General features: G+C 71.7%; 10 protein-coding genes and 1 pseudogene. 4 read left to right on the forward strand and 7 right to left on the reverse strand.

What is annotated here, in order from left to right:
• A partial coding sequence (gene ppdK, locus RB628_RS16970; protein WP_318321281.1) for a pyruvate, phosphate dikinase occupies positions 1-2,350 on the reverse strand: 2,350 nt, incomplete at its 3' end.
• A 316-nt stretch (positions 2,351-2,666) separates the two neighbouring features.
• Here ppdK and RB628_RS16975 point away from each other — a divergent pair.
• On the forward strand, positions 2,667-4,385 hold the full coding sequence (locus RB628_RS16975; protein WP_318321282.1) for a GAF domain-containing protein: 1,719 nt from the start codon (positions 2,667-2,669) through the stop codon (positions 4,383-4,385).
• 132 nt (positions 4,386-4,517) lie between these two features.
• Here the strand turns inward: RB628_RS16975 and RB628_RS16980 are convergent, their stop codons facing one another.
• Genes RB628_RS16980 through modA form a run of 3 tightly spaced genes read right to left on the reverse strand, consistent with a single transcriptional unit; the run spans position 4,518 to position 7,278 of the window.
• Positions 4,518-5,615 (reverse strand): ABC transporter ATP-binding protein, encoded by a 1,098-nt coding sequence (locus tag RB628_RS16980; RefSeq protein WP_412180673.1) that lies wholly within the window; start codon positions 5,613-5,615, stop codon positions 4,518-4,520.
• Positions 5,612-6,469 carry a molybdate ABC transporter permease subunit gene (modB, locus tag RB628_RS16985; protein WP_318321283.1) on the reverse strand — a complete coding sequence of 286 codons (858 nt, stop codon included), beginning with the start codon at positions 6,467-6,469 and terminating at the stop codon, positions 5,612-5,614. Before modB ends, RB628_RS16980 begins: the two co-directional genes overlap by 4 nt.
• Complete coding sequence (gene modA, locus RB628_RS16990; RefSeq protein WP_318321284.1) at positions 6,466-7,278, reverse strand: molybdate ABC transporter substrate-binding protein; 813 nt, start codon at positions 7,276-7,278, stop codon at positions 6,466-6,468. Before modA ends, modB begins: the two co-directional genes overlap by 4 nt.
• Positions 7,279-7,775: 497 nt before the next feature.
• Between modA and RB628_RS16995 the strand changes: the two are divergent.
• Both RB628_RS16995 and RB628_RS17000 read left to right on the forward strand, forming a co-directional pair.
• Positions 7,776-8,101 (forward strand): annotated as a pseudogene (locus RB628_RS16995) (phospholipase domain-containing protein); the annotation flags it as partial.
• An 88-nt stretch (positions 8,102-8,189) separates the two neighbouring features.
• Positions 8,190-9,089, forward strand: a complete 900-nt coding sequence (locus tag RB628_RS17000) for a phospholipid scramblase-related protein (RefSeq protein WP_318321285.1) — start codon at positions 8,190-8,192, stop codon at positions 9,087-9,089.
• A gap of 242 nt (positions 9,090-9,331) precedes the next feature.
• On the opposite strand, the gene RB628_RS17005 is transcribed toward RB628_RS17000, so the two are convergent.
• Together RB628_RS17005 and RB628_RS17010 are read right to left on the reverse strand one after the other, a co-directional pair.
• On the reverse strand, positions 9,332-10,330 hold the full coding sequence (locus RB628_RS17005; protein ID WP_318321286.1) for a hypothetical protein: 999 nt from the start codon (positions 10,328-10,330) through the stop codon (positions 9,332-9,334).
• A complete protein-coding gene (locus tag RB628_RS17010; protein WP_318321287.1) occupies positions 10,327-11,124 on the reverse strand; it encodes a phosphatase PAP2 family protein in 798 nt (265 codons plus the stop codon). The genes RB628_RS17005 and RB628_RS17010 overlap by 4 nt, the downstream gene beginning before the upstream one ends.
• 248 nt (positions 11,125-11,372) lie before the next feature.
• Here RB628_RS17010 and RB628_RS17015 point away from each other — a divergent pair, with 248 nt between their 5' ends.
• Positions 11,373-11,984 carry a TetR/AcrR family transcriptional regulator gene (locus RB628_RS17015; RefSeq protein ID WP_318321288.1) on the forward strand — a complete coding sequence of 204 codons (612 nt, stop codon included), beginning with the start codon at positions 11,373-11,375 and terminating at the stop codon, positions 11,982-11,984.
• Positions 11,985-12,122: 138 nt separating this feature from the next.
• On the opposite strand, the gene RB628_RS17020 is transcribed toward RB628_RS17015, so the two are convergent.
• Positions 12,123-13,112: a DUF2510 domain-containing protein gene (locus tag RB628_RS17020; RefSeq protein ID WP_318321289.1), complete on the reverse strand. Its 990-nt coding sequence runs from the start codon at positions 13,110-13,112 to the stop codon at positions 12,123-12,125.
• Between the last annotated feature and the right edge of the window lie 166 nt (positions 13,113-13,278).

Consider the following 13,278-nt stretch of genomic DNA (forward strand, 5'->3'; position numbering starts at 1 on the left):
TGAGGTCGTTGGTGCCGAAGGAGAAGAACTCCGCCTCCTCGGCGATCCGGCCGGCGGTGAGCGCGGCCCGGGGCAGCTCGATCATGGTGCCGACCGGGCAGTGCACGGGAATGCCGGACTCCTCGGAGACCTCGGCCAGGACGCGCTCCACCTCGGCCCGCTCGATGCGCAGTTCCTCGACGGCACCGACCAGCGGGACCATGATCTCGGCCTCGGGGGAGCCTCCGGCGCGGGTGCGTTCCACGACCGCCTCGGCGATCGCCCGCACCTGCATGGCGACCAGTCCCGGAACGATCAGTCCCAGGCGGACACCGCGCAGGCCGAGCATCGGGTTCTCCTCGTGCATACGGTTCACCGCTGCGAGGAGTTCGGTGTCGTGCGGGCCGGGCTGCTCGCCGCGGGCCTCGGCGGCGGCGATGCGCACGGCGAGTCCGGTGCGGTCGGGCAGGAACTCGTGCAGGGGCGGGTCGATGAGCCGGATGGTGACCGGCAGGCCGTCCATCGCCTCCAGGATGCCGATGAAGTCCCGTCGCTGGAGCGGCAGCAGCGCGCTGAGCGCCTGCTCCCGTTCGGTCTCGTCGCCGGCCAAAATCATCGCCTCGACCAGCTTGCGGCGCGCCCCGAGGAACATGTGCTCGGTCCGGCACAGTCCGACGCCCTGCGCGCCGAACCGCCGCGCGCGGGCGGCGTCCTCGGGGGTGTCGGCGTTGGCCCGCACCTCCAGCCGCCGGGCGTCGTCGGCCCGGTCCATGGCGCGCCCCACGGCCTCCACCAGCCCGGGGGACCGCTCGCCCGTCTCGAAGTACCGCATCACCGCGGAGTCGACCAGCGGAGCGGCGCCCAGGTACACGGCGCCCTCGGAGCCGTCGACGGAGACGACCGTGCCCTCCTCGACGACCGTGTCGCCCACGGTGAAGCGACGTGCCGCGGTGTCCACGGTGATCTCCTCCGCACCGCACACGCACACCGTGCCCATGCCCCGGGCGACCACGGCCGCGTGGCTGGTCTTGCCGCCCCGGCTGGTCAGGACCGCCTGCGCGGCGATCATCCCCGGCAGGTCGTCGGGGGTGGTCTCCTGGCGTACGAGGACGACCTTCTCGCCCGTGGCGGCCCGGCGAACGGCTTCGGCGGAGTCGAACACGGCGGCGCCCACGGCCGCCCCCGGTGAGGCGGGCAGTCCGTGCGCGAGCGCCTCGCCGACGGCCGATGTGTCGAACCGGGGGAACATCAGACGGGCCAGGCCGTCCCCGCTGAGCCGGGCCAGGCCCTCGTCGGGGGTGATCAGCTTCTCGTCGGCCAGTTCGGCCGCGATGGCGAACGCGGCCTCGGCGGTGCGCTTGCCCACCCGGGTCTGCAACATCCACAGCCGGCCGCGCTCGATGGTGAACTCGATGTCGCACAGATCCCGGTAATGCGTCTCCAGAGCGCCCATGTGACCGCGCAGTTGCCCGTACGAGTCCGGGTCCAGCTCCTGCAGGGCGGTCAGCGGAACGGTGTTGCGGATACCGGCGACGACGTCCTCGCCCTGAGCGTTGACCAGGTAGTCCCCGTACAGACCGGGCCGTCCCGTGGCCGGGTCGCGGGTGAAGGCGACGCCGCTGCCGGAGTCGGACCCGAGGTTGCCGAAGACCATGGTCTGCACGTTGACGGCGGTGCCCAGGTCGTCCGGGATGTGCTCGCGGCGCCGGTACACCCGGGCCCGCTCGCCCCTCCAGGACTCGAAGACGGCGAGAACCGCACGGTGCAGTTGCTCCTCGGGGGACTGCGGGAAGTCCTCGCCGGTCTCCCGGCGGATCAGGTCCTTGTACGTCCCGACGAGTCCGGCCAGGTCCGCCGCGTTCAGGCCCAGGTCGTTCGTCGCCCCCCGGGATCGCTTGAGGCCGGCCATGGCGTCCTCGAACAGCGAACTGGCGACACCCATCACCGTGCTGCCGAACATCTGTACGAGTCGGCGGTACGAGTCCCAGGCGAAGCGCTCGTCCCCGGAGACCTTGGCCAGGCCCAGCACGGAGTCGTCGCCCAGGCCGATGTCGAGGATGGTCTCCATCATGCCGGGCATCGAGAACCGCGCCCCGGAGCGGACGGACAGCAGCAACGGGTCGTCGGGCTGCCCCAACTGCCGTCCGGCGGCCTGCTCCAGCGTAGTGAGGTGTGCGGAGATCTCGCCGGCCAGAGTGTCCGGCTCGGTACCGCCGGCGAGGAAGGCCCGGCAGGCTTCGGTGGTCACGGTGAAGCCCGGCGGGACCGGCAGGCCCAGCCGGGTCATCTCGGCCAGGTTCGCGCCCTTGCCGCCGAGCAGGGCGGCCTGGTCTCGGCCGCCCTCGTGGAAGTCGTACACATAACGGACCATGATGCCGGTTCCTCCGATGGATTCGGGCTGGGTACGTCTCCAGCGTCCGACCGCCGGGACCACAGGGACAGGTGCTGTCGGTCCTCTTTGCCGGGGCCGGTCGGCCCCGGCGGATCCGAGGCGGTCCGTCGTGGGGCGCGACGCCGACGCGGTGGCGGGCCAGGCCAGGCACGCTGTCGGACGATCCGGAGGCGTCGGCGCCGGGGGCCCGGGTGCTCGGCCTGATCCGCTACCGCACCCCGCCCCTGACCATTACGGTGACACATGACCGGACCGTTGGGCGTCCGTGCGTTGAGGGGACCTGGAGGAGTACAGGGTGGAAACCCCGGAGGAGGCTCGCGTGCGGCTGCCGCAGTTGCGGCTGGACGAGCTGCTGGAGGAGCTGCAGGCGCGGCTGGACGCGGCCCGCGGCACCCGGGACCGGGTGCACAGCCTCCTGGAGGCTGTGCTGTCGGTCGGCAGGGAGCTGGATCTGGAGCAGGCCCTGCGCCGCATCGTGGAGGCCGCCGCGGTACTGGTCGACGCGGAATACGCGGCGCTCGGCGTGATCGGCCCGGACGGCAGGCGTCTGTCCGCCTTTCACACCGTGGGGGTCAGCGAGGAACAGATCGTGCGGATCGGCCCGTATCCGGAGGGCCACGGCATCCTGGGGGAGCTGATCAACCACCCGGAGCCGCTGCGCCTGGCGAAGATCTCCGAGCACGCGGCCTCGTACGGTTTCCCGGCGCATCATCCGCCGATGAACACCTTCCTGGGTGTCCCGATCCGGGTGCGCGACGAGGTCTTCGGCAACCTGTACCTGACCGAGAAGCGGGGCGGCGCCCAGTTCGACGAGGAGGACGTCTCGGTCACGCTGACGCTGGCCGTGGCCGCCGGCGTCGCGATCGACAACGCCCGGCTGTACGAGGAGTCCCGGCTGCGGGAACGCTGGCTGCGGGCGAACGCGGAGGTCACCCACAGCCTGATGTCCGGCGGTGAGGGCACCGAGGTCCTCGCCCTGATCGCCGAACGGGCCGGCGAGATCACCGATTCCGCCCTGGCGGCGGTCGCGCTGCCCATGGAGGACACCGGTTCACTCGCCGTGGAGATCGCCGTCGGGATGGACGCCGAGGCACACCGGGGCCTCGTACTGGCCATGGACAAGAGCCTGATGGGACTGGCGTTCTCCGCCGCCGCCCCCGTCACCAGCGCGGACGTCACCCAGGACGAACGCATCTCCCTGGAGCCTCCGCGGTTCGGCGGACTCGGCCCCGCCGTGGCCGTGCCCATCGGCACGGGCGACACGGGTCCACGAGGCGTGGTCCTGCTGGCGCGAAAGGCCGGTCGGCCGGTGTTCTCGGCGATGGAGACCGAGACCGTGCAGTCCTTCGCCGCACAGGCCGCCATCACGATGGAGCTGGCGGAACGCCGGCAGGACGCCGAGGCGGTCGCGGTCCTCATGGACCGGGACCGTATCGCACGCGACCTGCACGATCTGGCCATTCAGCGACTGTTCGCCACCGGTATGACGCTGCAGAGCGCCGGCCGCTTCATCGAGCACGAGGAGGCCTCCGAGCGCGTGGCGCGCGCGGTCGACGACCTCGACGAGACCATCAAGATCATCAGGTCGACGATCTTCGGTCTGCGTACCCGCGACGGTGCGGGGGAGGCCGGTCTGCGTGCCCGTGCCGTACGGATCGTGGGGGAGGCGGCGCCGGTCCTCGGCTTCGCCCCCAGCGTCCGGATGGAGGGCCTGCTGGACACGGACGTACCGAAGGACATCGCCGACCACGTGGTGGCGGTGCTCTCCGAGGCCCTGACCAACATCGCCCGCCACGCACGGGCGAACCGCGCCGACGTACTCCTGGCCACGGACGGGCGCGAGGTACGGCTCTCGGTCACCGACAACGGGGTGGGCATCCCCGCGGACGGCCGCCGCAGCGGACTGCGCAACATGGCGGAGCGCGCCGGGCAACTGGGCGGCCGACTGGAACAGGGGGCGCCCGAGGGTGGTGGCACCACGCTGATGTGGCGGGTGCCGGCGCGCAAGCAGTAGGGCTTGAGGCACCGGCGCCGGCGCGGAACGGGCCTGTGAGCGTGCGTGGAGGCCTTCGGACCCCCGGGGACGGGGCCATTGGGCCCGTGCCCTCACGGGGCCACGCCGGCGGGGTCGGGCGTGGGGTCCGGGTCAGGCCGGGTACGCGTGGGTCTGTGTCGCCTTGACGGTCGCCCAGACCTCGGCACCTGGGTGGAGATCGAGCTCGGCCGCGGCGACGGTGGTGAGGTCGGCGGCGAGGGGAAGCTCGCCGGTGAGGTTGGCGCGGATCTGGTCGCCGTGGGTCTCCAGACCGGCCACCTCGCAACGCCACAGGTTGCGGGCGCTGGACCCGGTGGGGCGGTGGCGGTGGAGAGTCACGGCGCCGGGCGGGAAGGCGACGAAGACCGGGCCGGTGAGCTGCTCGGTGGTGGTGATCGCCGGACCGGTGTCCAACTCGACGGTGTGCCCCTGTGCCCGGCCCGGATAGAGGTTGAGGCCGACGAGCCGGGCGATGTAGTCGGTACGCGGACGGCGGGCGATGTCCTGCGGCGTCCCCTCCTGGACGACCCGGCCGTGCTCGACGACCACCAGCCGGTCCGCGAGCACCATCGCGTCCAGCGGATCGTGGGTGACCAGGACCGCCACGGCCTCGAAGTCGGCGAGGTGGCGCCGGAGCTGGGCGCGGATGTCGAGGCGGGTACGGGCGTCGAGGGCGGCCAGCGGCTCGTCGAGGAGCAGCAGCCGGGGGCGGGTGGCCAGGGCACGGGCGAGGGCGACGCGCTGGGCCTGGCCGCCGGAGAGCCTGCGCGGCCTGGCGCCGGCCTGTTCGGTGAGACCCATCCGCTCCAGCCACCCTGCCGCCGTCGACCGGGCTTCCGCCCTGGTCGCGCCCTGGCAGCGCGGGCCGAAGGCGACGTTGTCGAGAGCGGTGAGGTGCGGAAAGAGCAGGTAGTCCTGGAAGACGACGCCCACCGGGCGGGATTCCGGCGGCGTACGCTCCAACGCCGCCCCGTCCAGCCGCAGATGACCGCCGTCGAGCGGGACGAGCCCGGCCAGCGCACGCAGCGCGGTGGTCTTGCCGGCGCCGTTGGGGCCCAGCAGCGCCACGACATCGCCGGGCGCCGCCGTCAGCGCGACGTCGAGCCGGAAGGAGCCCCGGTCGACGACGACACGGGCGTCGAGTCCCTCACCGGGTGCGCTGCCGGAACCGGAGGAGGGGGCGGACCTCGATTCGTCCATGGAGGTCATGACGGGGTCATCCAACGGTCGCGCAGCCCGGCCAGGACCGCGATCGAGACGGCGAGCAGTACCAGGCTCAGGGCGATGGCTGCGGCAGGGTCGCTCTGCAGCGCCAGATAGACCGCCAGGGGCATCGTCTGCGTACGGCCGGGAAAGTTGCCCGCGAAGGTGATCGTCGCCCCGAACTCGCCCAGCGCCCGCGCCCAGGCGAGTACCGCGCCGGCCGCGACGCCGGGAGCGATGAGCGGCAGTGTGACCCGGCGGAACGCGGTGAAGCGGGAGGCGCCCAGCGTCATGGCGGCCTCCTCGTAGCGGGGGTCGGCGGCCCGCAGTGTGCCCTCCACACTGATGACCAGGAACGGCATCGCCACGAACGCCTCCGCGACCACGACGCCCGCCGTGGTGAACGGCAGCGTGATCCCGAACCACGAGTCCAGCCACTGCCCTACGACCCCGTTGCGCCCGAGAGCGAGGAGCAGTGCCACCCCGCCGACGACCGGCGGCAGCACCAGCGGCAGCGTCACCAGGGCCCGTACGAAGCCACGTCCCGGGAACTCGGTGCGGGCCAGCAGCCAGGCCAGCGGGACACCCAGCACCACGCTCACCGCCGTCGCCGCCGTGGCGCAGAGCAGGGACAGCCGCAGGGCCTGCCAGACCTCGGGGCTGGTCAGCTGCTCGGGCAGGCTGCGCCACGGGGTCCTCACCAGCAACGCGATCAGCGGCAGCAGCAGGAACGCCAGACCCACGAGCGCGGGCACGAGGAGCGGAACCGGAACCGCCGCCCGGCGGCGCCGGACGTGCCCGCGGCGCGGCCCACCGGCCAGGGCGCCGGTCGCGGAACCGGACTTCGCGGGCTCGGTCACGGCTTGAGGAATCCGGCCGCGGTCAGGACCCGCTGGCCGTCGGCAGACCTGACCAGCTCGATGAACGCCTTCGCCGCTTCCTCGTTCGGCGCGTCCTTGAGCAGGACGATCGGACAGTCGTTGACGGCCTCGGCCGACTCGGGGAACTCCACGCCCTCCACCCTGTCACCCGCCGCCTTCACATCGGTCCGGTAGACGACGGCGGCGTCGGCCTCTTTCAGCTCGACCTTCGTCAGGGCGCTCTTCACGTCCTGCTCGTAGGACACCGGGGTGAGCTTCAGACCGCCGGCGTCGAGGGCCTTCTGCGCGGCGGCACCGCACGGCACCTCCCTGTCACAGAGAACGACCTTCAGCCCTGACCCGGTCAGGTCCCTGAGAGAGGTCACCCTGCCGGGGTTGCCCGGCAGGGTGGCGATCTGCAGCTGGTTGCGGACGAAGGTGGCCGGAGTGCCGGCGGCGTCCTTCGCGTCGGTGACGATCGCCATCGTCCCGGGGCTGGCGGAGGCGAACACATCGGCAGGGGCGCCGCCGGTGATGCTCGCGGCCAGTGAGTCGCTGCCGCCGAAGCTGAAGGTGACCTTCGTACCCGGGTACTTCTCCTCGAAGTCCCTGCCCAGAGTCGTGAAGCTCTCCTTGAGGGAGGCGGCGGCGAACACGGTCACCGTGCCGGACGGCTTCGCCGGGGCGGACGCGGAGGAGTCCGAGGACGCGGACCGGCCGGAGGAGCAGGCGCCGAGGGCCAGCAGCGCGGCGCCGCTCGCACCGGTCACCTGCAGGGTCCGGCGGGTCCGGCGTGCGGAACGGGTCATCACGGGTCTGCTCCCTACTGTCTCTTGCGGACTGCGCCGATGATACTTCCGCAAATACGAGGAGTGGATGCCTCGTCTCACTGCATGCACTGGCCTCAGAAGCCGAGAGGCCAGCATATGCGTTCGCGTGGAGTGGGTCTCCGATCACCGGTGGCGCGGCCGTTCATGAACGGAGCTCCGTGTAGATGCGGTCGAGCATGAACGCTTGCTGGTGGCGCGCGGCGCGCTTCGTCGACGCGCTCCAGTGGCACGTACCGCGTAGCCGCTCCCCGGCCATGTCAACGGGCGGTCAGGACGTCCCGGCAAGACCACCACCGGCGGTTCGGTGCGCGAGTGCCGTGGGGGTGTCCTGGGCCTGCCTTGGCCGGCCCCTCATCTCACGTACCGATGGCCTTCACGCCGGCGCCACCGGACCCTTCCGTGCTGTTCGGTACCTCTGGGAAACTCCAGGCGCGCATCCCGTCACGCTCCCCTCATTGCCGTCGGACCCAAGGTGAGCGCGCGGCTTCGGGGACGACCTTGAGCTGACGCTCACCAACAAGGGCTCCGGCGCGGTGGAGTTGAAGCTGCGCAGCGGTTACGGGGGACACCCGCGCACGATCAAGGTGCGGGGGCCGGAGCCACGCTGCGCCACCGGGTGGGCCTGGCGGCCGGCAAGCGCTCGTACGACCTGACCGTCACCTCCGCCGCCGACCCGTCGTTCCTCCGCTGGTCCGCTGGTCCGCTGGTCCGCTGGTCCGCTGGTCCGCTGGTCCGCTGGTCCGCCGGGCACGTGGAGAACGGCCGGGTGGGAGTGAGCGATCCGGTGATCGCGACCTGCTGATGCGACCTGCCGAGGGGCCGGAGCGGGGCCGGGAGCGCCGTGACCGGGACATGGTTGTCATCCAGCCACGTCACGGTAGTGTGCCCCGGTGACCACGCAATCGAACATACCTGCAGGTTGGTACCCGGATCCCCACGGAGCCTCCCAGACGCTCCGCTACTGGGACGGTTCCCAGTGGACCGAGCACACCAACACCGACCAGCAGCAGGCGCAGCAGCCCCAGGCCCAGCAGCAGCCGCAGGCGGCGCCGGTTCAGCAGCCCCAGCAGGGATTCGGCCAGCCCCAGAAGGGGTTCGGGCCGCCACAGGCGGCCGCCGCCGCTGCCGACCCGCGGGTCCAGCAGCAGGTGCAGCAGCAGGCCGGGGTCGCGGCAGGCGGGGCCGGTGGCGGCACGCTGTTCAGTGAGCCGGTGCTGGTGGTGAACCAGAAGGCCAAGCTGATCGAGCTGACCAATGAGTACAAGGTCATGGACCAGCAGGGCCGGGAGCTCGGCTCGGTCGTTCAGGTCGGACAGAGCGCGCTGAAGAAGGTCCTTCGGTTCGTCGCCAGCATCGATCAGTTCATGACGCACAAGCTGGAGATCCGGGACGCCCACGGGCAGCCGGTGCTGCTGCTGACGCGCCCCCGCAAGTTCATGAAGTCGCGGGTGATCGTGCAGCGTCCGGACGGTTCGCCGGTCGGTGAGATCGTCCAGCAGAACATGATCGGGAAGATCAACTTCGCGATCAACGCGGGCGGTCAGCAGGTCGGCGCGATCAAGGCGGAGAACTGGCGGGCCTGGAACTTCGCGATCGTCGACCACGCGGAGAACGAGGTCGCCCGCATCACCAAGACCTGGGAAGGTCTCGCGAAGACGATGTTCACGACCGCGGACAACTACGTCCTGCAGATCCACTACCAACTGCCCGAGCCCCTGCTGAGTCTCGTGGTGGCGACGGCACTGACCGTCGACACGGCGCTGAAGCAGGACTCACGGGGTCTGGGCTGACGGGTCGGTCCACAGCTGACGGGTCGGTTTGCAGGGGTCGACCGGAGTCTGGGTTCACCGGTGTGTTGAGCGGGGTCGGTCGGTTCGCAGGGGTCGAACGGGAGCGGTCGGTTTGCAGTGGTCGACCGGAGTCTGGGTTCACCGGTGTGTTGACCGGGGCCGGTCGGTTCGCAGGGGTCGACCGAAGCCTCGGTTTTACCAGCGTGTTCACCGAGGTCGGCCGGTTCACGGTGCCGGTCGGTTCACAGCGACGTGAGATGCCCAGGTTCCGACGGCTGCCGGGGTGTCAACGACGGTTCGACGGGTGCCCGGTGGGCCTCCAGCGCGAGAACCGACGCCACCGGATGCTCGTCGTCGTCCAGGACCGAGGCCGAAGCCGAAGCCGGAATCACGACGCGCTCCACGGAGACCGGAACCGGGTCCGGTGTAGCCCGCGACAGCGTCACCACACCCCACCCGGCGAGCCCCGCGCCCGCCAGCGCCAGAAGCAGACCCGTGGCCCCGCCCTGGAGCCGCTCACCGAGCATCGTCAGACCGATCACCGCGGCGGCGACCGGGTTGGCCAGGGTCACCAGGGCCAGCGGACCTCCGAGACCACCCCGGTAGGCGGTCTGGGACAGGATCAGACCGCCCGCCGCGAACGCCGCGACCAGCAGCGCGACTCCGACCACCTGCCAGCCGATCAGCGGACCGGAGCCGGCCGTCGCCGCGACCGTGACGGTCTGGGTGAGCGCCGAGGCCACCCCGGAAGCCGTGCCGGACGCGCTCGCGTGCCGCAGTCCGGGCCGGGCGCCGGGGCGGGCCAGTACCCCGATCAGGACCATCGTCGTACCCGCGACGGCGAGCGCCTCCGGGAGGCTCAGGACGTCGTCGGGCGCCGGACCGGACGCCGTGACCAGGATCGCCGCCAGACCGAGCAGCGTCAGCGCCGTGCCGCGCCACTCCACCGCGCGGACGCGCCGCCCGGCGACCCGCGCCCCCAGCGGCACCGCGGCGACCAGGGTGAGCGCGCCCAACGGCTGCACCACCGTGAGCGGACCGTACTTGAGGGCGACCACGTGCAGCAGCGCGCCCGACGCGTTGAGCAGCACCGAGCCCCACCAGGCGCCGGTCGCCAGCAGCCGTCGTATCCCCGCGTCGGCGTTGCGGGAGGCGAGCCGTTCCTGGGCGACGGCAGCGGCGGCGTAGGCGACGGCGGAGAAGAGGGAGAGGACGACGGCAGCGAGCGTGGCGGCGTTCATCGTCCCGCTCCCACGAGGACGGGCTCGTCGGCCGGGGCGAGCAGGCTGTCCTGGCCCGCCGTCGACTCGGTGCGGTGGGGCAGGTGGACGGCCGCCAGGGCGATGCCCACCAGGGCCGACGCCACGATCGCGTCGAGCCAGTAGTGGTTCGCCGTACCGACGATCACCACCAGCGTCATCAGCGGATGCAGCAGCCACAGCCAGCGCCGGCGGGAGCGGGTCGCGACGATCAGGCCGATCGCCACCATCAGGGCCCAGCCGAAGTGCAGCGACGGCATGGCCGCGAACTGGTTGGACAGGGTGTCGGCCTCGGGCGAGGCGCCGTAGACCGTCGGTCCGTACACCTGGCCGGTGTCGACGAGGCCCGCGGCGCCCAGCAGTCGCGGCGGGGCCAGCGGGAAGGCGAGGTGGATGACCAGGGCTGCCCCGGTGACCACGGCGAGGACCCGGCGGGCCCAGACGTAGTGCGTGGGGCGCCGCAGGTAGAGCCAGACCAGGAAGGCGGCCGTGGCCGGGAAGTGCACGGTCGCGTAGTAGGTGTTCGCGAGATGGACGGCGGTGTCGGCGTGCAGCAGTGCCGACTGCACGGCGCCCTCGCCGGGGAGGTGGAGGGTCCGCTCCCAGTCCCAGATGCGGGTCGCGTTCCGGAAGGCCTCGGCGGTGTGCCCCGTCGCCAGTTGCCTGCCGAGTTTGTAGACCAGGAAAAGCCCTGCGACCAGCAGGAGTTCACGGACGAGCGGCGGCCGTCGTATACCGGCGGGCTCCGCTTTCGCAGGCTCGGTGCTGGCTTTCATCCCCCGGCCCTTTCGCTGGGTGGCGCGTGTGTGCAGGCAGTGCGTGACGGGCGGGAACTCGTCTGTACGGGCGCGCGTCTCATCGATACGGTGATGTACCGAAACGAGAGTGTACCGAAACGAATCCGTTCCGGTACACTGGCGTATCGATGGACTTACGACACACTGGAATCGGGAATAAGCCACAGGGCCGCCCGGCAGGAACGGCGACCACATCTTCGGGAAAGACGGAAGCGAGGAGCGCAGTCATGGCGTCGCAGGCCGCGGAGGGACCGGAACCGGTTGTCGCTTCGCGCCGCTCCAAGATCACGCCCGAGCGTGAGCAGGAGTACTTCGACGCCGTGCTTCTGCGGATCCGTGAGTGCGGCTACGAGGCGCTGACCATGGAGGGCGTCGCCGCCAGCGCACGGTGCAGCAAGTCGACGCTCTATCGGCAGTGGAAGACGAAGCCGCAGTTCGTGGCCGCCGCGCTGCGCGCCAACCGGCGCGCACGCTTCGCCGTCGACACGGGGTCCCTCGCCGGGGACCTGCGCGCGGCGGCGCGGGCGACGGGTGAGGCGTCGGGGCGCGACACCCAGCTGCTGCAGGCCCTCGGCCATGCCGCCATGCAGGACCCGGAGCTCCAGGAGGCGCTGCGCGAGGCGATGGTCGAACCGGAGCTGGCCGCGTTCCGGGAGATGATCCGCCGTGCGGTCGAGCGGGGTGAGGTCCCCGCCGGTCATCCGGCGCTGGAGTACGTACCGGCGCAGATGATGGGCGTCCTGCGGGCCCGCCCGGTACTGGAGGGGCAGTACGCCGACCCGGAGTACCTCGTCAGGTTCGTGGAGGCCGCGGTGCTGCCCGCACTCGGCCTCACCTGAGACGCAGGCCGCCGTCCGTGGCATGACCGGACGGTGACCTGTCCGCGCCGACCCGTGGGGACGGGGGCGGCGCGCACCCCCCGGCCGGGTGGGGCTCCCCTTGAGCGGAGAGGTGCCCCACCCGGCCGATCCATGCGGTCACACGTTCTGCCCGCTGCCGCCGGCCGTCGAGACCTTGATGCCGGCGGTGATCTCGTCGATCACCGACTCCTTCTGGTCGGCGTCGACACCGAAGCGGACGACGACGATCTGCTGCGGGTTCGACGGCGCGGGGAAGGCCAGGGACTCGACGTACCCGTCGGCGCCCTTGCTCGTGATCGCCTTCCAGCGGACCAGATAGCCCTTCTGCCCGGCCACGGTCACCGCCTTGGAGGCCAGCACCTCGTGCGAGGTGATCTGCCCGTAGGTCGTACCGCCGTACGACTCCTCGGCGTTGGCCTCGATGTCCGCCTTGGCGACCGCCTCGGCCGTGCTGCCCGCGGTGCCCAGCGCCAGCGCGGGCGCCGAGTACGCGCCGCCCTTCGTGCAGGTCTTCGTCGTGTCGCCCGGGCACTCGTACGAGCTGTCCGAGGTCACCTGCCCGCCGACACCGATCGACTGGCCGTACCACCCGTCGGGGATGGGGATGCTGATCCCGTTGACCGAGTCGGGCACGGAACCGCTGTCGATCTTCGGGTTCTCCGAGGGCTCGGACTGCTGCGGATCCGGCGTCTGTCCGCCGGTGCCGCCACCCGGACCGCCCTGACCGCCGCCGTCCTGGCCTCCGGGCCCGCCCTGTCCACCGGTTCCGCCCTGGCCGCCCGGCACCTGCGAGCTCACATTGCTGTCGCCGCCGCCGTCGTCCTTGGTCAGCGCGTACACGCCGCCGCCTATGCCGGCGAGAACGGCTATCGCGACCGCGACGGCTATGCCCGTGCGCAGTCCGCGCCGGGTGCCCGTCGGCGGATGCTCGGGATACGCCGGGTACGCCCCGCCGGAGGCCAGCACCGGGGGACCCCAGGCGGCGGCCGAGCCTTCGGGACGGGTCTGTTCCGTCCATGCCTTACCGTCCCACCAGCGTTCGGTGGCGGGGCCGTCACTTGTCTGCCCGGGGTCGGGGTACCAGCCGGGGGGAGTCTCCTGCGTCATGCCCCCACCGTATGAGGCCAGGGTGAAAGGCGGATGAGAGGAGCGGCCTTTGCGCCGGGATCGGCGCAGAAAAGCGGGCCGAGATCCCGAGATAGCGGGATACGGGGGGTCAGGCCTCTTCCATCACCAGCCGCACCGGTGCATTCTGAGCCGCGGGCGGCAGCCG

Origin of the sequence: Streptomyces sp. ADMS, from assembly GCF_033441795.1 — a bacterium.
Lineage (GTDB): Bacteria > Actinomycetota > Actinomycetes > Streptomycetales > Streptomycetaceae > Streptomyces.